Below are 22,881 nucleotides of genomic sequence, written 5' to 3' on the forward strand. Positions count from 1 at the left end.
TCGGTTCATCCGGGCAGGCGCGGCGCGACGTAAGAAAACCAGGCGGGGAGGGGCGAAGCCACGACAGGGACGCAAAAAAAGTTACCGGGCCGGGCGGCCGGCAAGACTGAGCGTGACAAAGTTGCAACTGCGCTCGGACAATTATTTCAAGCGCAAAGGGATTTATCGGAAGCGGGTGAGAATCATGTTAAGGATCGAATTGAGGGGGCTTGAATCTGGGCAAACATTGCTCTGAATTCTGCGCTTTCCTCGGCGCCCGCGCTGCGTTGCGGGCGTGAGTAGTGCGTTTCCTCCCTTCGACGTTGTGGAACTGGGGCGGTCCTGCGGATGGGATCGCCCCTCTTTGCCCACCGCTCTAGCCCCGGGCCGCCGCGAGCTTGGCGCGAAAATCTTCCGGGATCGGCGTTTTCTTGATGGACTTGACGTCGACGAAGACGAGCATCTCGTCGCAGGTGAAGGCGAGCCGGCGACGCTCGGCCGAGACGCCGTAGCCTTGAAGGTCGAGGCGAATGGAGGTGGTGCCGACATGGGTCACACGGACCTCGACCTCCAGCGTGTCGCGTGGCGTCAGCGGCGCCTTGAAGTCGAGATTGGCGAAGCGGTAGGGGGTGCCGAGGCCGAAATCGTGCTTCAGCTCGTACCAGTTGAGGCCGAAGGTGTGCTTCACCCAGGCCTCCGTCGCGTCGACCGCGTATTCCAGAAACTTCCCGGTGAAGACGATATCGCCGGGGTCGGTGTCGCCCCAGGTGATGGCGCGCCGATAGACGAAGGGTACGGCCGCGCCCTTGCCGCCGCCGCCGGTCCTTGCCGGCTTGTCAGTATGTTTCAACATGGAACCGTCCCGTTTCCAGCATGGCGGCATGCACCGCGCTCCAGTCAAGCCCCTGCGCGCGGCAGATGTCGGCGAGCGCTTCGGCGACGCCCGTCTCCATGCCCTTGAGGCCGCAGACAAAGATATGGGTGTTGTCGCCGCGTAATAGGGCGGCGATGTCCTCGCCGCGGGTGCGCAGCCGGTCCTGGACATATTCCTTCGGCCGGTCCCGCAGGCGCGAGAAGACGAGTTCCTGGTCGAGCACGTCCTTGGGCACCTTCTTCAAGGGCCCGAAATAGGGCAGCTCATCGGGCCGGCGGGCGCCGAAGAACAGCATCAGCTTGCCGGGCGCGTTCGCCATGGCGCGGCGGCGGCGCTCGGTAAAGGCGCGAAACGGGGCCGAGCCCGTGCCGGTGCAGATCATGATGATGTTGGCTTGCGGGTCGTTGGGCAGCAGGAAGGTCGAGCCGTAGGGGCCGGTGATCCTGACCTCGTCGCCCTTCTTCAGGTCGCAGATATAGTTGGAGGCGACGCCCACCTTCTCGCGCTTGACGGTAAGCGCGACGTTATTGTGGTTCGGCCGCTCGCCGTCCCTGGCGCTCGACACCGAATAGAGCCGCATCCGGTGCGCCCGGCCTTTTTCGTCGGTGCCTTCCGGGATGACGCCGATGGACTGGCCCTCCAGCACCGGAAAGGCGGTGCCGCCGAAGTCGAGCACCACGTGGCGCACGTCATTGTCGGCGTCGGGCGCGGTGATGCGGTAATTGCCCATGACCTTGGCGATCGCCGGATTGTCGGCGGTATAGAGGTTGACCTGCGGCTTGGCGGCGGAAGCCGGCGCGTGGGCCTTGCCGCCCTCGCCCTGGTGGGCGACCTTGATGAGGGCTACCGCCTCGTCCTCGAGTGCCTCGCCGCCGTCGGCCGGCAATGCCGCCTCTTCGGTCTCCTGCCCTTCCGGCAGTTCGTCCCAGGAGAACTGCGCTTCCAGCGAATAGGGCTCGGCCACCACCCGCCAATTGTCGATGGCGCCGGTCGGGCACGGCGCGATGCAGTCGAGGCAATATTCGCACTTTGTCGCGTCGACCACGTAATTGTCGTCATTGTGGGTGACCGCGTCGACCGGGCAGGTCTCCTCGCAGGTGTTGCAGCGGATGCAGATCTCCGGGTCGATCAGGTGCTGGCGGATCAGGCTCATGGATCTCGATCTCGGCTTGCCGCGCCGCGCATAAGAATAGCGGGTGAAGCGCCCTGCCCCACCCGCCAATTCATGTCGCGGCAGGCGTCAGGCGAGCTTCACATACTCGAAGTCGCCGGGCTTGTTGTCGATGCCGACCTTGGGCGGCGCGATCCAGGACGCGAACTTGCCGGGCGCGAGTTCCGGCTTCATCAGATCGTAGATGAAGTCCATGTCGGGCGTATCGGGCAGCCACTCGCCCTTGCGCTTTTCCCAGGTCTCCTTGTCGAGCAGTTCGCCGGTCGCCGTCGCCTCGATATCCGCGAACGCGCCGATATAGCGGTGGAAGGCGGGATGAGGCAGCTTCAGCTCGAAATCGACATTGCCCCGCTCGATGACCTTGTTCCAGCGGGTGACACCCTTCTGGCAGTCGGCGGTGTAGTCGTCGCGCAGCCTGGCGTTGAGCGCCGCCAGCGCCGGCTCCTCGACGGTCGCAAAGCCGCCGTTCTGCATCTCCAGCACCGGATAGGTGCCGTCGCGCAGCATGTGGTCGTCGTCGATCTTGACTTCCTGGAAGCGGCCCTTGAGCCCGGAATTGAAGGCATTGGCCGCGTTGGTCGAGACCTCCGAGCCGAACAGGTCGAGGGAGAGCGAATAGTGCAGGTTGAGCTTCTTCTGGATGGTCGGCAGGTCGATGACGCCGAGTGCCCGCACGCGCTCGATGTCGGTCGGGTCGTCGATGCCGGCCTCGGTCATCGCCTGGCAGGTGCGCTCGATGGCGCGCCCGACGCCGGTCTCGCCGACGAACATGTGGTGCGCCTCTTCGGTCAGCATGAAGCGGCAGGTGCGCGAGAGCGGATCGAAGCCCGACTGGGCCAAGGCTTCCAACTGCATCTTGCCGTCGCGGTCGGTGAAGAAGGTGAACATGAAGAAGGAAAGCCAGTCCGGCGTCTTCTCGTTGAAGGCGCCGAGCATGCGCGGATTGTCGGCGTCGCCGGAGCGCCGCGCCAAGAGCGCCTCGGCCTCCTCGCGGCCATCGCGGCCGAAATAGCGCTGCAGCAGATAGACCATGGCCCAAAGGTGCCGGCCCTCCTCGACATTGACCTGGAACAGGTTGCGCATGTCGTAGAGCGAGGGCGCGTTCGCGCCGAGAAAGCGTTGCTGCTCGACGGAGGCCGGCTCCGTGTCGCCTTGGATAACCACGAGGCGGCGCAGCATGGCGCGGTACTCGCCCGGCACCTCCTGCCAGGCCGGTTCGCCCCTATGCTCGCCGAACGGTACCTTGCGGTCCTCGACTTGCGGCGCGAGCAGGATGCCCCAGCGATATTTCGGCATCTTCACATAGTCGAACTTGGCCCAGCCCTTGGGGTCGACGCTGACGGCGGTGCGCAGATAGACGTCGGCGGTCTGGAATCCTTCCGGCCCCATGTCCATCCACCAGTCGATATAGCCGGGGTGCCACTTCTCCAGCGCCCGCTTCAGCTTCAAGTCGTCGGAAAGACCGACATTGTTGGGGATCAGGTCGTCATAATTGACATTGATGTTCATGGCTTACACCCGCTCCTTGTCGTAATCCGGCCGGACGCCGGTGCCGTACTTTTTCAGCGCGCCCTCGGGTCCCGCGGCGTTGGGGCGCTGGAAGATCCAGTTCTGCCAGGCGGTCAGCCGGCCGAAGATCTTGGTCTCCATGGTCTCGGGCCCGGGGAAGCGCAGATTGGCCTCCAGGCCCGTGAGCCCGTCGGGCGAGAAGCTCGCCCGCTCCTCGATCATGATGCGCACCTCGTCGTCCCAGTCGATGTCGTCGTAGGACTCGGTGACGAGGCCCATCTCGTCGGCCGCCTTTCCGTCGATCTCCTCGCCCACATGCTTGTGCGCCGCCTGGATGCTTTGCGGCTCGCCGAGGAAGCGGGTTTCGAGCCGCGACAGGCCGTTGCCCATCGGGAAGGGGCCGAAATTCGATTCGGTCAGGATCAGCCTGGCCTCGGGGCGGTTGTCGCCTTCTGCCGAGCCGATGAACATGAAGCTGCGGTCAGATGCGAACGTCGGCTCGGCGAGGAAGCCGGCAAAGCAGCTGCCGGGCTCGGCCAGCGTGATCAAGGTGCGCGAGGTGACGTCGAGGCGCTTCATGGTGCGCTTCCAGTAGCCGAGGATCTCGCGCACCAGCCAATGGTCCTTGTTGGCGCGCATCGCCTCGTCATAGCTGACGACGCGCTGCGGCGATCCCTCGCTCTTGATGATCCAGACGCCGATCGGCAGCTCGTTGAGGCGCATGTGCAGGATCGCGTCATCGAGCTCGCGGGTCAGCGCCAGCGGCCAGAACTTGTCGCCCTCAGCGGCGATTTCCTTGACCCCCTTCGGCGCGTCGGCCTCCGGCGCCTTGAGGGTGAAGGTGGCGACGCCGAGCGCGCGGTCGATGTCGACCGCGACGTGGGGATAGCGAACGAAATCGTCGCCGAACTCGCGGGAAAGCGGCGTCAGCGAGACGCCCTTCTCGTCGTCGGGCCGGTCGGATTTTTGGGCGAATTCCTTGGCCAGATCGCCGAGGCGCTCGTCGAGCGCGGTCACCTTGACCGCCTCGTCGATTAGCCGCCAGTCGACGGCACGCTTGCCCTTGATGCCCTCTTCCAGCGTGCAGAAAATGTCGGCGCGGTCGCGGCGCACCTTGCGCTTGTCGGTGACGCGGGTGAGCCCGCCGGTGCCGGGCAGAACCGCCAGCAGCGGCACCTCGGGTAGCGAAACGGCGGCCGAATTGTCGTCGACCATGACGATATAGTCGGTCGCCAGCGCCAGCTCGTAGCCGCCGCCTGCTGCGGTGCCGTTGACGGCGCAGATGTAAAATTGCCCCGAATCGGCGCTCGCCGCCTCCATGGCATTGCGCGTCTCGTTGGTGAACTTGCAGAAATTGACCTTGTGGGCGTGGGTCGAGCTCGACAGCATGCGGATGTTGGCGCCGGCGCAGAACACCCGCTCCTTGCCGGAGCGCAGGATCACCACCTTGACCTCCGGATGCTCGAATCTGAGCCGCTGGACGGCGTCGTTGAGCTCGATGTCGACGCCGAGGTCGTAGGAATTGAGCTTCAGGTCATAATCCGGTCTGAGCCCGCCCTTCTCGTCGACATCCATGGTCAGCGTCGCCACCGGACCGTCGAAGGAAAGCCTCCAGTGACGGTATTTTTCGGGGCTGGTTTGAAAATCGATGCGCACGTGACCTCCCTTTGCGTTGGCCGTCTGGCGGCGCCGTCGAAGGCTGTATAATGCACAAACTTGCGCGAAGCAACAGTTTAGAGGTATTATAATTCCGAAATTGCCGCGGGTCTCATGTTTGGCCACCCGCCCCCAGTTCGGAATATAGGCTTCATGGAGAGAGATTTGGAGACCAGACAGGCGGAATCGGAGGCCGGCGCACCGGACAATGGCCGCGCGGTCATGCTGGCGGTCGCCCGCCAGGTGCGCCTGCAACGCACCAGGCGCGGCATGACGCGGCGCGAATTTTCCCGGCGCACGGAGGTTTCCGAGCGCTATCTGGGCGAGGTGGAAAAAGGCCGCGCCAACGTCACCCTCGGCCTGCTGATGCGCATCGCGGAGACCCTCGGCGAGCCGCTCTCGACGTTCCTGCCAGTCGGGGACGGCGCGGCGCGGGTCAGCCCGCCGCTGGTCGAACTGTTGTCGCGGCTAAGCCCAAGTCAGCAGGCTGCGCTTTACCGCAGGCTGTTGCGCGAGACCGAGGCGGAGAGGAACGGGGTGCGCGGCATCGCGCTCATCGGCTTGCGCGGCGCCGGCAAGTCGACGCTCGGCGCGATGCTGGCGGAGGCCAACGGCGTCCCCTTCGTCCGCCTGACCGACACCATCCAGGAGCTTGCCGGCATGGCGACCGGCGAGCTTCTGGAGATGATGGGGCCCGACGCCTATCGCCGGCTCGAACGCCAGGCGCTGGAGCGGATCGTCGCCGCGCATCCGCTGGCCGTGCTCGAGGCCGGCGGCGGGCTGGTGCTGGAGACCGACACCTTCAACCTCTTGATGCAGGCCTATCGCGTGGTGTGGCTGAAGGCCGCGCCGGAAGACCATATGCAGCGGGTCATGGACCAGGGCGACCTCAGGCCGATGGCCGGCAACACCCAGGCGATGGACGAGCTGCGGCTGATCCTCAAGGAGCGCGAGCCCTACTATTCCCAGGCCGACCATGTGGTCGACACCGCCGGGCATGGCATCGACGAGGTCTTCGCGGAGCTGAACGCCGTCTGCCGCCCCACACTCACGCGGCGGTAGGGACCCCGCGCGAATGCTACCACCTGTCGTGCCCCGGCTCGACCGGGGCACCCAGTATCCTCCGAGCCACATCTTGAACCCGGCGGCTACTGGATTGCCCGACGCTTGCCCGGCGGTAGAAGCCCGGGCCAGGAAGCCTATAACGTGGAGATCGTCGATTATCACTGGGGATAGAAGATGACCCCAATTGCACATCCCGGCCGTTTGCTGCGGCGGGAGCTTCAGGCGCGCCGGCTTAGCGCCAACCGGCTGGCGCTCGACCTCGGTGTTCCCTCCGGCCGCATCACCGACATTCTGAACGGACGCCGCGCGATCACCGCCGACACGGCGGTCCGACTCGGACGCTATTTCGGCAACGGACCGCAATTCTGGCTTACCCCGCGGAGCCAGTACGACATCGCCCAGGTCGAGCGCGACAAGGGTGCGGAAATCGCCTGGCGGGTGACGCCCGCAGACGCGGCGTGACCGCACTCACTCGACGGAAAACCGGCTGCTGCTGCATAAAAAGGAGATCAACAAGCTCAAGGTGGCGGTCGAGCGCCAGGGCATGACGCTCGTCCCGCTCGAGCTCTACTTCAACGAGCGCGGCATAGCGAAGCTCAAGCTCGCGCTCGCCCAGGGCAAGAAGCTGCACGACAAGCGCGAGGCGACGAAGCGGCGCGACTGGGACCGCGAGAAGGCGCGGCTGATGCGGGAGAAGGGGTGAGGGGCCCGGTTAGTCGTTCCGGTGCCGCGACGGTTGGGTCGACCGGACTTTGGATCCGGGGAGACCCAACAGCTCCGCCTGCTTCCTTTCTGCTTGCGGGTGTAGACCGGACGCACCGCTGTCGATGCTCGGACGAGAACTGTTTGACCCGAAGCCGGCATCGAGGGCCAACGCGCCGCTGTCCTTGCTCGCCTTGTGGTCAAGGAGCCGAGCGACTAGTCTCTGGGTCGTTTCGGATTAAAGTTAGATGGGAGGAACAAATGGCTTGGCATATTTCTGGTAAGAGCACTGAGCTTTGTAGTTGCAAGATGATGTGCCCGTGCTGGTTAGGTCCAGAGGGAGAGCCGGACCAGGAATGGTGCTCGGCCGCTTTCGGCTTTGAAATCGAGAAGGGCCAATCTGACGGCGTGGACCTGAGCGGCACACGCGTCGCTTTGGCTGCGGACTGGCCGGGCAACTTCTTCCACGGCAACGGCACGGGACGGCTCTACTTGGACGCGCGTGCTACGAAGCAACAGCACACTGAGCTGGAGGCGATTTTCAGCGGTAAGAAAGGCGGCATGTTCCAGGCGGTTTTCGGCGGCGTGATATCCAGTTGGCGGCCTGCGCAGGTGACCAATGTCGATATCCAGTGGGGCGATACGTCGTCGCTTACCGTCGGAGCCGTCGCCAATGCGAAGTTGAAAGCGCTACAGGACGGCACCGGAAAACCAACGCGCGTCTCGGGCGCCGTGGCGCATGCCGCCCTGCAGATCGACGGCATGCAGGTCGCCAGCGCAAAAGGCAGCCGCTGGGCTGATCCTGACATGCGCAGCTGGGACGGGGACTCCGGAACACTTCACAGCTTCGACTGGAGCGCCTGAGGCTCGTACGCTCGATGCGACTGTGGAGTCTCGGGCATGGCCTCCTCTACGGCGTTGCTTGAAGCGATGATCCGGCGTGACCGGTTGGTGTTGGTCGCCGGAATGCTTGTCGTGTCGGCCCTCGCCTCGCTGTGGTTGATCCTGGGCGCCGGCATGGACATGAGCGCCATCGAGATGACGCGGATGGCCGGCATGGACGGCTGGATGATGCAGCCGGCGGTGTGGACCCCGGCGTACGCGTTGCTGATAGTCTCCATGTGGTGGGTGATGATGGTGGCGATGATGCTGCCCAACGCCGCGCCAATACTGCTGCTGTTCGCCCGCGTGAATCGCAAGGAGAAGGCGGCCGGCTCCCCGCTGATGCCGAGCGGTGCGTTCGCTACCGGCTATCTGATCGCCTGGGGCGGCTTTAGCGTCGTGGCCGCGGGGTTGCAGTGGACGTTGGAGACGGCCCGATTGATGTCCCCGATGCTGCAGACCGCCAACGTATGGCTCGGCGCCGCCATCCTCGTGGGAGCAGGCTTATGGCAACTGACGCCGTTGAAGACCATGTGCCTGCGCCATTGCCGCTCGCCGCTCGGCTTTCTGATCGGCAACTGGCGCGCGGGCCGCTTGGGCGCGTTGCTGATGGGATTGGAGCACGGCGCATATTGTCTCGGGTGCTGCTGGTTCTTGATGGCGCTGCTGTTCTTCGGCGGCGTGATGAACCTGTATTGGATCGTCGGCCTTGCGGTTTTCGTACTGCTGGAGAAGATCATTCCGCTCGGCCATTGGCTCGGCCGCGTTGCGGGCGTCGTTTTGATCGGGTGGGGCGCGTATTTGCCGATGCATTGACGGCTGCGGAGCGGGATTGGCGCAGCGGACGACGCTGGTGAACCCGCATGACCGATTGGCACGAACTCCCAGCGACAGGGCGGTCGTCGGAACGTCCCTTCTTGGCACAGATTTCCCGTGCAGCCGGCCTACCGGAGGGGTCCGGAATGGAGAGTCCAGAGGACAATAAACGGATAGCGCGCGCGCACATGCCGAGGCGGATTAAGGGCGAGCGCCCTGTCGAAATAGGCATCGACCGCGCGCCGCCACCCGTCAAGGTCGAAGCCGAGCGCACCCGGTGCAAGCCCGGCGGCGGCGGTGAACAGCGCATTACACTTCCCGCGCAGGCGCGTGACGGCGCGGGCGCGGGACTGCTCCAGCTTCAGATGCGCGTTGGCGACCTGGATCAGCCCCTGGAGCGCCGCCTTGCGGGCGCTGCCCTTTTCCGCCGCCAGCCACACCGCTTCCCAGGCCTCGTGCGCCTCCCACCAGCAGCCGCGATTGTAAAGATCGACGCCGTGGCGAAACCCGGCCTCGCCGGGGTCGGGCTCGTCTGCGCGGGCATGGCTGTGGCCCTCGGGCTCGCGGATCGGGTGCGGCGCAAGTTTTGGGATGAAGCGGTAGGGCGGCAGCGGCAGGCGGGAATAGCGCGGGATCCCCCTCGGGCGCGGCCAGGGTTTTACGCGCGGGTTAGCAGCGTTATCCGGCAACGCCCTCCCGCTCCCCTGTCTCGATGGCGATCAGGCTCAAGATGAAGTCGCGTGCGGCCGCGAGCGTCGCCTCCGGCTGGTCGCGGAACGGCGCGTGGCCGCAGTCGGCGAGCAGCACCGCCTCGACCGGCGAAGAACACTCCTCGCGCGCGATATCGATCTGGCGCGCGGTGCCGTATTCGTCGGTCTCGCCCTGGATGATCAGCATCGGCACGCGGATATAGGCGAGATACTCCCTGATGTCCCATTTGCGGAAATCGGCCTCGAGCCAGACCCGGTTCCAGCCCCGGAAGGCGCAATCGACATTGTCGCCATGATGGCGGGCGAGCCTGTCGCGCAGATCGGTGGTCTCGTAGGCGGTCTTGGCCTCTGCGATCGACTTGACGCAGATATCCTCGACGATGAAGTGCGGCGCCATCAGCACCAGCCCGCGCACCCGGTGGTCCTCGACGCCGCCGGCATAGATCGCCGCGATCGAGGCGCCGTCGGAATGGCCGACGAGAATGGCCCGCTCGATGGCGAAACGGTCGAGCACCGGGCCGAGCACGGTAAACGCCTCGTCATGCATGTAGGTGAGCGGCCGCGGCAACGGCACCGGATCGGAATTGCCGTAGCCCCGGCGGCTGAAGACGAGCGCGCCACAGCCGGTCGCTTCGCTCAGGCGTTCGGGAAAATCGCGCCACATGGAAACGCAGCCCAGCCCCTCGTGCAGGAAGACCAGGGTCGGCCGCGCCTGAGACCCCCCGCGCGCGCCCCTGCCCTGCCCCGTGCCGGGCTTTGGCCCGACCCAAGCATATTCGAGGCAGACGCCTGATATCTGCATATGCAACGAACCGATCCCGCGGTTAAGCGTTTCAACCGTCCTGGCGCAGCTTGAAGCGCTGGATCTTGCCGGTCGCGGTCTTCGGCAGCTCCGTGCAGGCCTCGATCCAGCGCGGATATTTCCACGGGCCGGCCTTGGCCTTGACCTGCTCCTTGAGTTCGTCAAACAGCGTCTTGTCGGGCTTCACGCCCTCCTTGAAAATGACAAAGGCCATCGGTTTCAAGAGGCCTTCCTCGTCCGCGCGCGGAATGACTGCGGCCTCGACCACCGCCTCATGGCCGATCAGCGCGGCCTCCACTTCGTAGGGCGAGACCCAGATGCCGGAAACCTTGAACATGTCGTCGGAGCGGCCGCAGATGTGGTAATAGCCCTTGTCGTCCTGGAAATATTTGTCGCCGGTCCAGGTCCAGCGGCCGGCGAAGGTGGTGCGCGACTTCTCGCGCTGGTTCCAATAGCCGCTGGCCGCCGATTCGCCCTCGACGATGAGCTCGCCGATCTCGCCCTCGGGAACGTCGTTGCCCTCCTCGTCGACGAGTCGCACCCCGTAACCCGGCACGGCCACTCCGGAGGTGCCGTAATTGACGTCATCGGGGCGGTTCGACAGGAAGATGTGCAGCAACTCGGTCGAGCCGACGCCGTCGAGGATGTCGACGCCGAAGCGCTCGCGCCAACGTTTTCCCACTTCCTCGGGCAGCGCCTCGCCGGCGGAGACGCAGAGCCTAAGCCTGTTCGATCCGTTTTCCCGCGAGCAGGCGGGATCGGCCAGCATCGCGGCATAGAGCGTCGGCACGCCGAAGAAGATGGTCGGGTTGGTGCGCTTGAGCACATTCATGACGGCAGCCGGCGTCGGCCGCTCGGCCATCAGCACGAGGGTCGCGCCGACGCTCAAGGGAAAGGTCATGGAGTTGCCGAGGCCGTAAGCGAAGAACAGCTTGGCGGCGGAAAAAACGGTATCGCCGGTGCGGATGCCGAGCACCTGGGTGCCGTAGGTGTCGGCGGTGTAGCGCATGCTGGTCTGGCGGTGCATGGTCCCCTTGGGCATGCCGGTGGAGCCCGAGGAATAGAGCCAGAAGGCGGTCTCGTCGGGGTCGGTGGCGACGGCTTCGAAGTCGGCCGCGGCGTCGCCCATCAGCGCGTCGAGGGCGAGGTGGCCGCCGGCATCGCCGCCGTGGACGACGATATGCTCCAGCGCCGGCAACTCATCGAGGATCGGCTCGACCTTGGGCAGCAGGGCGGCGGAGACGAACAGCGCCTTGGCGCGGCAGTCTTGGAGGATATAGCGGTACTGCTCGGTGGTCAGCAGCGTGTTCAGGCAGACCGGGATGATTCCGGCCTTGATGCTACCCCAGAACAGGGCAAGCCAGTCGACCGCATCGAGCATCAACAGCGCCACGCGCGCCTCGCGGTCGAGCCCCAGACCGGTCGCCAGATTGGCGCCGCGGTTCGCCCGCTCCGCGAGCTGCGCATAGCTGTACTCACCGGCATCGTCGATGACCGCGGTCTTGTCGCCGCGGCCCTCGCCCACATGGCGGTCGATAAAGTCAACGGTTGCGTTGTAGCTCGCTTCGCTCATCTCCCCTCCTCGCAAACCGGCCGCTTTGTTCGGCCTGCCTCTATACGCCGAGATAGCGCGCATGCAGCTCCGGCCGGGCGATCAGCTCCTTCGACGTGCCCCGCCAGACCACCGCGCCCTTCTCGATAATGTAATGCCGGTCGGCGATGCGGCACAAATCGGCGATGTTCTTGTCGACGACGAGGATCGCCTGGCCCTCGTCCTTGAGCCGCTTGAGACACGCCCAGATCTCGTGGCGGATCAACGGCGCCAGGCCCTCGGTCGCCTCGTCGAGGATCAAGAGCTCGGGATTGGTCATCAGGGCGCGACCGATGGCCAGCATCTGCTGCTCGCCGCCCGACAGGAGGTTGCCCATCGAGGAGCGCCGCTGGGCGAGAAGCGGGAACATCGCGAAGACCCTTTCTAGGGTCCACGGATTGGCGCGGTTGCGGCGGTTGGCGGCGGTGGCATGGAGGTTCTCGAAGGCGGTCAGGTTGGGGAACACCTGGCGGCCCTCGGGAACCAGGGCAAGCCCGCGCTGGGCGATCTTGAAGGAGGGATGCCGGCTGATGTCCTCGCCCTGGAAAAAAATGTGGCCTGCGCGCGGCTGCACGATGCCCATGATCGATTTCAGCGTCGTCGTCTTGCCCATGCCGTTACGGCCGACCAGCGTCACCACCTCGCCGGGCTCGACCTTGAGCGCCATCTTGAACAGCACCTGGCTGACGCCATAGAAGGATTCGACCTCGCGCAGCTCGAGCATGTCAGGCCGTCTCCTCGCCGAGATAGGCGCGCTTGACGTCCTCGTTGGCGCGGATTTCCGCGACGCTTCCCGAGGCGATGACCCGGCCATAGACCAGCACAGTGATGCGATCGGCGAGGGCGAAGACCGCATCCATGTCGTGCTCGATCAGCAGTATGGCCTTGTCGCCCTTGAACTTCTTCAGCGTCTCGACCATCCGCCCGCTCTCCTCGGGCCCCATGCCGGCCATCGGTTCGTCGAGCAGGAGCAGCGTCGGCTCGGTGGCCAGCGCCATGGCGATTTCGAGCTGGCGCTGCTCGCCGTGGGAAAGCGCGCGCGCCGGCGTGCCGCGGCGCCCGGCAAGGCCGGTGGCGGCGAGTACGGCTTCCGCCGGAACGGTCAGCTCGGGATCGCTGGAGGCCGGCCGCCAGAACCGGAAGGAATGGCCGCGATGGGCCTGCACCGCCAGGGCGACATTGGTGATCACCGGCATGTCGAGAAAGATCGAGGTGATCTGAAACGAGCGCGCGAGACCCAGAATCGAGCGCCGGTGGGCCGGCAGGCGGGTAATGTCCTGGCCGAGAAAGCGGATCCGTCCCTCCTCCGAGACCGTCTCGCCGGAAAGCTGCGAGATCAGGGTCGTCTTGCCGGCGCCGTTGGGGCCGATCACCGCATGGATCTCGCCGGCCCGAACGTCGAGCGACACGGCGTCGGTCGCGGCGATGCCGCCGAAATGCTTGGTCAGGCCGACGCATTCAAGGACGATGTCAGCCATCGCCGCGCCTCCTCCAGGTGAGCAAGCCTGCAAGACCACCGCGGGCATAGAGCACGACCAGGATCAGCAGGATGCCGAACGGCAACTGCCAGAATATCCAAAGGCGGGAGAGGTATTCCTCGAGCAGGAGATAGATGGTGGTGCCGAAGACCGGCCCGAAGATGGTGCCGCTGCCGCCGAGAATGACCATGAACATCAGCTCGCCGGAGCGGAACCAGTGCGTCAGGTCGGGGCTGATGAAGTCGGTAAAATTGGCCATCAACGCGCCTGCGATGCCGCACATGACGCCTGCCAGGACATAGCAGACGAGCTGATAGACATAGGTGTTGTAGCCGATCGTGCGCATCCGCTGCTCGTTGGCCCTGGCGCCGCGGATGACCATGCCGAAGCGCGAATTGACGATCCGCCAGACGATAAACACGCTCGCTGCGAGCGCCACCAGCGTGACGTAGTAGAGGGTGACGTTGTTCTCCACGTCGCCAAAGGGCGCAAACACGCTGCGCGAACTGATCACCAGCCCGTCGTCGCCGCCATATTCCTCGATCGAGATGGCGGCGAAAAAGGCCATCTGCGAGAAGGCCATGGTGATCATGATGAAATGGACGCCCTTGGTGCGCAGCGATATGGCCCCGGTCACGAGCGCGAACAGACCGGAAAAGACCGCCGCGAGCGCGAGGTGGAGCCAGCCATTGTAGATGTCGTAGTAGGCGGGAATGCCGACGGAATAGGCGCCGATCCCGATGAAGGCGGCGTGGCCAAGGGAAATCATGCCGCCATAGCCGAGGATCAGGTTGAGGCTGACGGCGGCGATCGCCAGCACCATCAACCGGGTGAACAGGCTGACATAGAAAATCTCGCCGGAAAACGGCACGGCCGCGAAGAGAAGCAGCACCGCGACGGCCATCCATTCCTTCGCGCCCCAGCGTGCGGTTCCCCGCGCCGCGGCGAGAAAGCCCGGCACGCCAGCCGCCACTTCGGGCTTGGTTTCCTGGCGCGCGGCGTCTCCCACGGCGGCCCCCTCACCGCACCTTGGGCGGGAACAGGCCCTGCGGCCGGATGGTCAGGATCACCGCCATGAGGATGTAGATGAGCATGGCCGCGACCGCCGGCGCGGAGGTCTCCGCGTTCTGCGGGGTCATGACGAACTTGAACGCATCATCGAGGTAGGAGCGGCCCAGCGTGTCGATGATGCCAACCAGCATGGCGGCGACGAAGGCCCCCTTGACCGAGCCCAGGCCGCCGATCACGATCACCACGAAGGCCAGGATGATGATACCGTTGCCCATGCCGATCGACGCCTCGGTGATCGGGGCTACCATCATGCCGGCAAGGCCCGCGAACACCGCGCCGATGGCGAAGACCAGGGTGAACAGAGTGCGGATGTCGACGCCGAGCGCGCTGACCATGGTGCGGTTCGACGCGCCGGCGCGGATCAGCATGCCGAGCTTGGTGTTGTTGACGATCCAATAGAGCAGCACGGCAACGACGAGGCCGACGACGACGATCAGCACACGGTAGCTGGGCAGACCGAAATCGCCGCCGAAGACGACTTGGCCGCGAAGCCACTGCGGCAGGGTCACCGAGCGGCCCTGCGCCCCCCAGATCATGTGGGCAAGCGTATCGAAGATCAGGATCAGACCGAACGTCGCCAGCACCTGGTCGAGATGGCCGCGGGAATAGAGGCGGCGGGCGATGACAAGCTCCATCGCCAGCCCGACGAGAGCGACCGCGGGAATGGCCAGCACCACGCCGAGCAAGAAAGATCCGGTGAGGGCGGTGAATGTGGCGCAGAAGAAGGCACCGGCCATGTAGAGCGAGCCGTGGGCCAGGTTGAGAAAATCCATGATCCCGAATACGAGCGTCAAGCCCGACGCCACCAGGAACAGAAGGACGCCGAGCTGCAATCCGTTCAGGAGCTGGATAAGGAACAGCCCCCAATCCATTGCCTACCCCCCGCCGCGGCGTTCATGGATGCACCGCGGCAAATAAAAGGCGCCGGCGGGCGCGAACCCGCCAGCGCCCTTCAGCCATGATAGCTCACATCTTGCATTCGCCGACGTAGGAATCCGCGCGGTTCTCAAAGACCGTGCCGACGATCTTGGTCGTCCAATTGCCGTCGGCGTCCACCACCACCTCGCGTTCGTAGAAGTTCTGGATCGGCAAGTGGTTCTTGTTATAGGTGAACTTGCCGCGCACCGACGGGAAGTCGGCCTTCTCCATCGCCGCGCGCATGCCGTCCATATTGGTCAGATCGCCGTTGACCGCCTCGACCGCGCTCTTGATCAGGAAGATCGTGTCGTAGGACTGCGCCCCGTAGTGGGAGGGATAGGAGCCGTACTTGGCCTTGAACGCGGAAACGAACTTCTTGTTCTGCTCATTATCCAGGTCGGGCGACCAGAACAGCGTCATGCGCGAGCCGAGAACGCCCTTGAGGCCCGCCGCCTGTAGGCGCGGCAGCGAGAGCGAATCGAAGGTGTAGACCGAATAGAGCGGAACCTTGCCCTGCAGGCCGGCCTGCTCATATTGCTTGGCGATCGCGGGACCCGCGGGGCCCGGATAGAAGACCCACAGCGCTTCGGCGCCCGACGACTTCACCTTGGCCAGCTCGGCGGAGAAGTCGAGCTGCATGTCGGCGCCCCACTTGGTGAGGTCCTTGCCGACGACCTCGCCCTTGAAGGTGCGCTCGACGCCGGAGACCATGTCCTTGCCGGCGGCATAGTTGGGCGACATCAGATAGACCTTCTTGATGCCGGCCTTGTTGAGCACCTCGCCCAGCGCCTCCGGCGTCTGGTCGTTCTGCCACGAGGTGGAGAAGAAGTTCTTGTCGCACTCCGCGCCGGCGAGCTGGTGCGGGCCAGCGTTCGACGAGATCAGGAACTTGCCGGCATCGAGCACCGACTTCTTCGAGGCGAGCAGCACGTGCGACCAGATATGGCCGGCGACGATATCGACATTGTCCTGCTGCACCAGCTTGTCGGTCTTTTGCTTGCCGGTCGCCGGATTGACCGCGTCGTCCTCATAGATGATCTCGACGTCGAGATTGCCCATCTTGCCGCCGATATGTTCGACGGCGAGATCCACGGACCTTTTCATGTCTTCGCCGATGACACCCGCCGGCGTCGTCAAGGTCGTCACGAAGCCGATCTTGATCTTGTCCGCGGCCAGCGCCGAAGAGACGAGCATCGTCGTCGCGGCCAAGCCGATTGCGATTGTTCTCAACATGTGGATTGTCCTCCCTTACAGGCTTTTCGACACACTAGCGCGAACGCCCTATCGCCAGCAACATGCGACGTGTCCGGGAACACCGCCTGTCGCTCAGTTGCGGCGCCGCCGGCAAAATCGGGCGCATAAGCGCACGGCACCGCGGCACCGGGCGCCGACTGCGTTGCGGCACAGAGATATATCAAATGAATATAAGTGGTTGAATTTTTATTTGGCTTGGCGCGTCCGACTTCCGGATTTGGTAAACGATTGCCTCGAGAAATGCGCAGCTTCTACCGGGTGCGCCGCGTTGACGCAGGCCCGAATGACCGCGGTCATTTCATCCGCCTATGGCTCGTCCGGCCTTGCCGGCTTCACCGGTCGCGATGACCCCCCGGCACGCAAAATGCTCTAAACTCACCCTCCGTCGTGGACTCGCAACGGGGGCCGAACCATGCTGCAAGCGATCACTTTTCTGCTTCTGTGCCAGCTCGCCGGAGAGGCATTGGTGCGGCTCATGGATCTCGCGGTCCCCGGCCCCGTCATCGGCATGGTGCTGCTGTTCGCAGGCTTGTGGCTCAGGGGCAGCGCGCCGGCGGCGCTGTCCGACACTGCCGGCGGCATCCTGAAGAACCTGTCGCTGCTGTTCGTTCCCGCCGCCGTCGGCATCATCCAGCATGCAGGCCGCATCCGCGCCGAGTGGCTGGCGATCGCGGTGGCGCTGATCGTCTCGACGTTATTGACCATGGCCGTCGCGGCGGCGGCCTTCCGCCTGACCGCGCGGCTCATCGGCGGCGATGCGGAGCAAGAGCATACGCCGCCGGCGGAGCCCGGGCTGTGACCGACGTCTTCCAGATATGGGTCTATCTCAGCGCGACGCCGCTTCTGTGGCTGACCCTGACGCTCGCCGCCTATGTCGCCGCCGACGCGCTTTCGGCCAGGCTCAAGCGCCATCCGGCGGCCAATCCGGTGGTCTTCTCCGCCGCGGCGATCATCGCCGTCTTGCTGGCGAGCGGCACCGACTTCAAGACCTATTTCGACGGCGCCCAGTTCGTGCATTTCCTGCTCGGGCCTGCGACCGTCGCGCTCGCGGTACCGCTGTACACGAACTTTGCCGCCGTTCGTCGCGCGCTGCTGCCGATGCTGGCGGCGCTCGTCGCCGGCGCGCTGACCGCCATCGTTTCGGCGGTCGCCATCGCCTGGGCGCTCGGCGCCTCGCCCGAGACCCTGGTGTCTCTGGCGCCGAAATCGGTGACGGCGCCGATCGCAATGGGCATTTCCGAGCAGCTTGGCGGCCTGCCGACGCTGACCGCGGTGCTGGTCGTCCTCACCGGCGTTACCGGGGCGATGACCGTTACGCCGCTGATGAACGCGCTCAGAATCCGGGACTTCGCGGCGCGCGGCTTCGCCGTCGGCGTCGCCTCGCACGGCATCGGCACGGCGCGCGCCTTCCAGGTCAGCGAGCTTGCCGGCACCTTCGCCGGCATCGCCATGGGGCTCAACGCCTTCCTGACGGCAATCCTGGTGCCGCTGCTAGTCGGGCTGGTGCGTTAGGGCCGGCTGCCCGGCTAATCCGCGGAGAGGTCGAGGCGGATATGCAAGTCGCGCAACTGGCGGGCGGTCACTTCCGACGGCGCGCCCATCAAGAGATCCTCGGCGCGCTGGTTCATCGGAAACATCACCACCTCGCGCAGATTTTCCTCGCCGCACAGGAGCATGACGATGCGGTCGATGCCGGGCGCGATGCCGCCATGGGGCGGCGCGCCATATTGCAGCGCACGCAGCATGCCGCCGAACTTGGTCTCCAGCACCTGCTCGTCATAGCCGGCGATGGCGAACGCCTTGCGCATGATCTCAGGCTCGTGGTTGCGGATCGCGCCGGATGACAGCTCCACCCCGTTGCAGACGATATCGTACTGGTAGGCGAGGATGCTGAGCGGGTCCTGCTTTTCCAGCGCCTCCAGGCCCCCTTGCGGCATCGAGAAGGGGTTGTGCGAGAAGTCGACCTTCTGCTCCTCCTCGTTCCACTCGAACATCGGATAGTCGACGATCCAGCAGAATTCGAAGCGGCTTTCGTCGATGAGGTTGAGCTCGGGCGCGACGCGGGTGCGCGCCAGGGACGCGAAGGGCGCGAATTTCGCCGGCACGCCGCACACGAAGAACACCGCGTCGCCGTCGCCAAGCTCAAGCTTCGCGCGCAGCGCCTCGGTGCGCTCCGCCCCGATATTTTTTGCGATGGGGCCTGCGCCCTCAAGCTCGCCACCCTCGGCCCTGAAAAAGATATAGCCGAGGCCCGGTTGGTCCTCGCCCTGCGCCCAGGCGTTCATGCGGTCGCAAAAGGCTCGGCTGCCGCCGCCCGGCGCGGGGATTGCCCACACCCGCGCCTTGGGGTCGGCTTCGATCTGGCCGGCGAAGACCTTGAAGCCGGAGCCGCGGAAGGTGTCGGTGACGTCGGACATCTCGATCGGGTTGCGCAGGTCGGGCTTGTCGCAGCCGTATTTCGCCATGGATTCGGCATAGGGGATGCGCGGGAATTTCCGGCTCACCGTCTTTCCCTCGCCGAACTCCTCGAACAGGCCGCGCATGACCGGCTCGATCGCCGCGAACACGTCTTCCTGGGTGACGAAGCTCATCTCGATATCGAGCTGATAGAACTCGCCGGGCGAGCGGTCGGCACGCGCGTCCTCGTCGCGAAAGCAGGGCGCGATCTGGAAATAGCGGTCGAAGCCGGCGATCATGGTCAGCTGCTTGAACTGCTGGGGCGCCTGTGGCAGGGCGTAGAACTTGCCGGGGTGGAGCCTGGCCGGCACCAGGAAGTCGCGCGCGCCCTCGGGGCTCGAAGCGGTCAGGATCGGCGTCTGGAACTCGAAGAAGCCTGCGTCTCGCATCCTGTGGCGGATCGACCAGACGATCGCCTGGCGCTTCATGATGTTGGCGTGCAGCCGCTCGCGGCGCAGGTCGAGGAAGCGGTATTTAAGCCGCGTGTCCTCGGGATATTCCTGCTCGCCGAACACCGGCATCGGCAGCTCGGCCGCGGCGCTCAGAACCTCCACCTTGTCGGCGAACACCTCGACCTCGCCGGTGGGAAGGTTCGGGTTGACGGTCTCCGGCGTGCGCCGCTTGACCTTGCCGTCGACCTTGATCACCGATTCCGCGCGCAGCTTGTCGAACGCCGCGAAGGCCGGCGAATCCGGGTCGGCGACGATCTGGGTCAGGCCGTAGTGGTCGCGCAGGTCGACAAACAGGAGACCGCCATGGTCGCGGACCCGGTGCACCCAGCCGGAAAGCCGAACAACCTCGCCGACATCCGATTCGCGCAGCGCGCCGCAGGTGTGGGTCCGGTATCGGTGCATGGGAAAGTTCTCTGGCATTTTCGGCCGCGGTCGGCGGGCGGAAAAGCGCATGAGCGCTGCGGTTTGTCAAGGTCGGCGAACGGGCGCCGGCCCATCCATCCGCGGGGACGACAAACCGGCCCGCTTCGTCTATAGCTGCCACGCGATGAAGCCGATCACCTCGACCCAGGAGCTTGCCGCCGCCGTCCGCGCGCTGGCTGCCCACGATGTCGTTACGGTCGACACCGAATTCATGCGTGAGACGACCTTCTGGCCCAAGCTGTGCCTGATCCAGATGGCCGCCTCGGGCATTACGGTGTTGATCGACCCGCTGGCCGAAAAGCTCGACCTCAAGCCGTTCTTCGAGCTGATGGCCAATGAGAAGGTGCTGAAGGTGTTTCACGCCGCGCGCCAGGATCTGGAGATCATCCATCACCTCGCCGGCGTCATCCCGCATCCGATCTTCGACACCCAGGCTGCGGCCATGGTCTGCGGCTATGGCGATTCGGTCAGCTACGAGGCGCTGGTCAAGAAGACCGCCGGCGCGGAGATCGACAAGAGCCACCGCTTCACCGACTGGAGCCGACGGCCGCTCAGCGACAAGCAGCTCAGCTATGCGTTGGCCGACGTGACGCATCTGCTCGACGTCCACGAGGTGCTTGCCGCCAAGCTTGCCGAGAACCGCCGCGCCGATTGGCTGCGCGAGGAGATGGAGATACTGACCGCGCCGGCGACCTATGCCCAGCGACCGGAGGACGCCTGGAAGCGGCTGAAGGTCAAGCTGCGCAAGTCACGCCAGCTGGCGGTGCTGATCGAGGCCGCCGCCTGGCGCGAGGCCGAGGCCCAGCGGCGCGACCAGCCGCGCGGCCGCATCCTCAAGGACGAGGCAATCCACGAGATCGCGAACCACGCGCCGACGACCGAGGAGGAGCTTGCCCAGCTGCGGATGATCAGCCGCGGCTTTGCCCGCTCGGAAATGGCGCGCGGGCTCGTCGCCGCCGTCAAGCGCGGCCTCAAGCGCGACCTGAAGAGCCTGCCCGCCATCGACCGGCGCGAGGCGCCGCGCGCCGGCGTCGGGCCGATCGGCGACCTGCTCAAGGTGCTGCTCAAGATGATCTGCGACGAACAGGGCGTCGCCCAGCGCATCGTCGCCACCGCCGACGAGCTGCACCTGCTCGCCGCCGACGACAAGGCCGACGTGCCGGCGCTGAAGGGCTGGCGGCGCGAGCTGTTCGGCGCCGCGGCGCTGAAGCTCAAGCGTGGCGAGACCGCGCTCGCCATCGAAGGCGACCGGGTGGCGATCGTCGAGCGGGCGAAGGGCTGACCGTCAGGGCAATTGATACGAAAAGATCGTGAACCCGTTCGCCTGACCGGCCTTCGCCGCAAGTTCGGAAGCGCCCGCCGAACCCCTAAGAAGAAGGCGTGTTGATCTCCGCCTTGCGGCCGAGCAGGCGGGCGAGGGCATCAAGGCGATTGGCGAGCCGTTCGCCCTTCAGGCCTGCATATTTTCCCGGCAGCGTGAGGATGAGCTTGCCGCGCTTGAGTTTCAGCGGTGTGTTCGGGATGATGCCGGGAGCGGCCGCCGAGACCAGATAGGCGACGCGAAGCGCCGTCCCCAGCAGTCGCGCGCGGTCGATGAGACGCATGGTCGCGATCTCGCGAATCCGCGGGCTCAGATGTTCTTCGATGAGGCCGACATGGCGATAATAGATCGCCAGCGCTATGAAGGCGCGGCCGGGATGGTCGATGCCGACAAAGGCGGCGTGGGCGATGATGTTGAGGCTCTGCTCGCCGCGATAGTCGGGATGGGCGCGCCAGCCGATATCGGCGAGAAGGCAGGCGGCATGGCGCAGCCGGCGCTCCTCCGGGCTTTCCGACAGCTCGTCTACGCCGAACAGCCGGTCGGTCCAGGCGATCAACTCGTGCACGTGGCCGGGCGAGCGCGAGCGCAGCAGGGCAAGCTCCTCGCAGGCCGACAAGAGCGGGTCCTTCTTGCGCTCCTCGGCGTCGAGCATGTCGTAGAGCAGTCCCTCGCGAACCCCGAGCGCCGACACAATGAACCGGCTGGGCTTGGTTGTCTTGACCATGTGCTCGAGAATCAGCGCGCCGTAGCCGAGCAGCGGCCGGCGGTCCCTCGATACGGTGTCGATGCCGGTCAGCGCCGAGGGGTTGGCGCGCGAGACGAGGCGGGCGAAGTCGAGCGCCTCGCGCCCCGACAGCTCGTAATGGTGCATGACATGCAGCGGATAGCCCTTCTGCGCCATATGCAGATTGGCGAGCGCCCGGAAGGTGCCGCCGATTCCGTAGATCGGCAGGCCCTCGACGCCCTTGAGCACCTTGCAGCTCCGCAGCGCGGCCTTGACCATGCGCGCCGCCTTCTTGACATTGCCGCCGGTCACGTCGGCCAGCTGCAGCCCGCCGAGCGGCAAGGTCGCGCCATGGGTGAGCCGCTGGCCTTTGACGCGGATGACCTCGAGGCTGCCGCCGCCAAGATCGGCGGCGATACCGTCGGGCCGGATGAAGCCGGAGACAACGCCGAGCCCCGTCAGGCGCGCCTCCTCGCGGCCGGAAAGCAGACGGATGGCGCCACCATTGGCCGCCTCGCACTTCTTGATGAAATCGGCCCCGTTGCGCGCCTCGCGCGCCGCCGCGGTCGCCACGATGCGGGTATCCGCGACCCCCAATTGCCGCGACAGGGCGCGGAACCGGGTCAGCGCCGCGAGCGCCCGCTCCATGGCCTGTTCGTCGAGCAGGCCGCTGGAGGCGACGTGGCGGCCGAGGCCGGCCAGCACCTTTTCATTGAAGATCGGCGTCGGGCTGCGCCGCGCGCCCTCATAGACGACGAGGCGCACGGAGTTGGAGCCGATATCGATGACGGCGACAGGATTGCGGTCGTTGAGCCGCCCCTGCGCATATTCGCAAGACACGGCGATGACAGGTTTATCCATCCTTGGAGGCAATGCTGGTGAAGTGGCGCGGGAAATCCTGCTTGAGCGACTTGCCGCGGCCCGACAGGCTCGGATTGGTCATGAAATAATGGTGCGCGTTGAAGCGCTCCTCGCCTTCCTCCGGGACGATGCGCCGGCTGCTACCGTCGGCGAGAACCTGCCAGC

Annotated in this window: 22 protein-coding genes and 1 pseudogene; 9 read left to right on the forward strand and 14 right to left on the reverse strand. The window is 65.5% G+C overall.

Annotated elements, in window-relative coordinates:
- Positions 1 to 235, forward strand: a 235-nt coding sequence (locus Q8P46_09905; protein MDP2620474.1) for a hypothetical protein, incomplete at its 5' end; no start/stop codon positions are given.
- Positions 236 to 355: 120 nt separating this feature from the next.
- Here Q8P46_09905 and Q8P46_09910 read toward each other — a convergent pair.
- From Q8P46_09910 to boxC, 4 genes are all read right to left on the reverse strand, one after another.
- Positions 356 to 832 (reverse strand): thioesterase family protein, encoded by a 477-nt coding sequence (locus Q8P46_09910; protein MDP2620475.1) that lies wholly within the window; start codon positions 830 to 832, stop codon positions 356 to 358.
- Entirely contained in the window at positions 816 to 2,006 is a 1,191-nt protein-coding gene (boxA, locus tag Q8P46_09915; GenBank protein ID MDP2620476.1) for a benzoyl-CoA 2,3-epoxidase subunit BoxA, read from the reverse strand. Before boxA ends, Q8P46_09910 begins: the two co-directional genes overlap by 17 nt.
- An 87-nt stretch (positions 2,007 to 2,093) precedes the next feature.
- Positions 2,094 to 3,533: a benzoyl-CoA 2,3-epoxidase subunit BoxB gene (gene boxB / locus Q8P46_09920; protein ID MDP2620477.1), complete on the reverse strand. Its 1,440-nt coding sequence runs from the start codon at positions 3,531 to 3,533 to the stop codon at positions 2,094 to 2,096.
- A gap of 3 nt (positions 3,534 to 3,536) precedes the next feature.
- Positions 3,537 to 5,189 (reverse strand): 2,3-epoxybenzoyl-CoA dihydrolase, encoded by a 1,653-nt coding sequence (gene boxC / locus Q8P46_09925; GenBank protein ID MDP2620478.1) that lies wholly within the window; start codon positions 5,187 to 5,189, stop codon positions 3,537 to 3,539.
- A gap of 153 nt (positions 5,190 to 5,342) precedes the next feature.
- On the opposite strand from boxC, the gene Q8P46_09930 reads away from it, so the two are divergent.
- From Q8P46_09930 to Q8P46_09950, 5 genes and pseudogenes are all read left to right on the forward strand, one after another.
- A complete protein-coding gene (locus tag Q8P46_09930; GenBank protein ID MDP2620479.1) occupies positions 5,343 to 6,251 on the forward strand; it encodes a helix-turn-helix transcriptional regulator in 909 nt (302 codons plus the stop codon).
- A gap of 177 nt (positions 6,252 to 6,428) precedes the next feature.
- A complete protein-coding gene (locus Q8P46_09935; protein MDP2620480.1) occupies positions 6,429 to 6,716 on the forward strand; it encodes a HigA family addiction module antitoxin in 288 nt (95 codons plus the stop codon).
- 16 nt (positions 6,717 to 6,732) lie between these two features.
- Positions 6,733 to 6,957: pseudogene (locus Q8P46_09940) on the forward strand (SsrA-binding protein).
- Positions 6,958 to 7,217: 260 nt separating this feature from the next.
- Positions 7,218 to 7,820, forward strand: a complete 603-nt coding sequence (locus Q8P46_09945; GenBank protein ID MDP2620481.1) for a DUF1326 domain-containing protein — start codon at positions 7,218 to 7,220, stop codon at positions 7,818 to 7,820.
- Between the two features lie 36 nt (positions 7,821 to 7,856).
- On the forward strand, positions 7,857 to 8,654 hold the full coding sequence (locus tag Q8P46_09950; protein ID MDP2620482.1) for a DUF2182 domain-containing protein: 798 nt from the start codon (positions 7,857 to 7,859) through the stop codon (positions 8,652 to 8,654).
- Between the two features lie 128 nt (positions 8,655 to 8,782).
- On the opposite strand, the gene Q8P46_09955 is transcribed toward Q8P46_09950, so the two are convergent.
- The 8 genes from Q8P46_09955 to Q8P46_09990 form a co-directional block, all read right to left on the reverse strand.
- Complete coding sequence (locus Q8P46_09955) at positions 8,783 to 9,343, reverse strand: DUF309 domain-containing protein (GenBank protein MDP2620483.1); 561 nt, start codon at positions 9,341 to 9,343, stop codon at positions 8,783 to 8,785.
- Entirely contained in the window at positions 9,333 to 10,166 is an 834-nt protein-coding gene (locus tag Q8P46_09960) for an alpha/beta hydrolase (GenBank protein MDP2620484.1), read from the reverse strand. Before Q8P46_09960 ends, Q8P46_09955 begins: the two co-directional genes overlap by 11 nt.
- A gap of 31 nt (positions 10,167 to 10,197) precedes the next feature.
- A complete protein-coding gene (locus Q8P46_09965; protein ID MDP2620485.1) occupies positions 10,198 to 11,739 on the reverse strand; it encodes a benzoate-CoA ligase family protein in 1,542 nt (513 codons plus the stop codon).
- Positions 11,740 to 11,779: 40 nt separating this feature from the next.
- The gene (locus Q8P46_09970; protein MDP2620486.1) at positions 11,780 to 12,481 is read right to left on the reverse strand and encodes an ABC transporter ATP-binding protein; all 702 of its coding nucleotides are present in this window, start codon (positions 12,479 to 12,481) and stop codon (positions 11,780 to 11,782) included.
- A 1-nt stretch (position 12,482) separates the two neighbouring features.
- Positions 12,483 to 13,235, reverse strand: coding sequence for an ABC transporter ATP-binding protein (locus Q8P46_09975; GenBank protein MDP2620487.1), 753 nt, complete (start codon positions 13,233 to 13,235; stop codon positions 12,483 to 12,485).
- Complete coding sequence (locus Q8P46_09980) at positions 13,228 to 14,244, reverse strand: branched-chain amino acid ABC transporter permease (protein ID MDP2620488.1); 1,017 nt, start codon at positions 14,242 to 14,244, stop codon at positions 13,228 to 13,230. Before Q8P46_09980 ends, Q8P46_09975 begins: the two co-directional genes overlap by 8 nt.
- A gap of 10 nt (positions 14,245 to 14,254) precedes the next feature.
- Positions 14,255 to 15,166: a branched-chain amino acid ABC transporter permease gene (locus Q8P46_09985; GenBank protein MDP2620489.1), complete on the reverse strand. Its 912-nt coding sequence runs from the start codon at positions 15,164 to 15,166 to the stop codon at positions 14,255 to 14,257.
- Between the two features lie 106 nt (positions 15,167 to 15,272).
- The gene (locus tag Q8P46_09990; GenBank protein ID MDP2620490.1) at positions 15,273 to 16,457 is read right to left on the reverse strand and encodes an ABC transporter substrate-binding protein; all 1,185 of its coding nucleotides are present in this window, start codon (positions 16,455 to 16,457) and stop codon (positions 15,273 to 15,275) included.
- 433 nt (positions 16,458 to 16,890) lie between these two features.
- Here Q8P46_09990 and Q8P46_09995 point away from each other — a divergent pair, with 433 nt between their 5' ends.
- Both Q8P46_09995 and Q8P46_10000 read left to right on the forward strand, forming a co-directional pair.
- Positions 16,891 to 17,277: a CidA/LrgA family protein gene (locus tag Q8P46_09995; protein ID MDP2620491.1), complete on the forward strand. Its 387-nt coding sequence runs from the start codon at positions 16,891 to 16,893 to the stop codon at positions 17,275 to 17,277.
- On the forward strand, positions 17,274 to 17,990 hold the full coding sequence (locus Q8P46_10000) for an LrgB family protein (protein MDP2620492.1): 717 nt from the start codon (positions 17,274 to 17,276) through the stop codon (positions 17,988 to 17,990). The genes Q8P46_09995 and Q8P46_10000 overlap by 4 nt, the downstream gene beginning before the upstream one ends.
- Before the next feature lie 14 nt (positions 17,991 to 18,004).
- Here Q8P46_10000 and aspS read toward each other — a convergent pair whose 3' ends face one another.
- Entirely contained in the window at positions 18,005 to 19,789 is a 1,785-nt protein-coding gene (aspS, locus tag Q8P46_10005; protein ID MDP2620493.1) for an aspartate--tRNA ligase, read from the reverse strand.
- A 145-nt stretch (positions 19,790 to 19,934) separates the two neighbouring features.
- Here aspS and rnd point away from each other — a divergent pair, with 145 nt between their 5' ends.
- Complete coding sequence (gene rnd, locus Q8P46_10010; protein MDP2620494.1) at positions 19,935 to 21,092, forward strand: ribonuclease D; 1,158 nt, start codon at positions 19,935 to 19,937, stop codon at positions 21,090 to 21,092.
- 85 nt (positions 21,093 to 21,177) lie between these two features.
- Here the strand turns inward: rnd and ppx are convergent, their stop codons facing one another.
- Complete coding sequence (gene ppx, locus Q8P46_10015) at positions 21,178 to 22,716, reverse strand: exopolyphosphatase (protein ID MDP2620495.1); 1,539 nt, start codon at positions 22,714 to 22,716, stop codon at positions 21,178 to 21,180.
- Positions 22,717 to 22,881 lie beyond the last annotated feature (165 nt).

This window comes from Hyphomicrobiales bacterium, from assembly GCA_030688605.1.
Classification (GTDB): Bacteria; Pseudomonadota; Alphaproteobacteria; order Rhizobiales; family NORP267; genus JAUYJB01.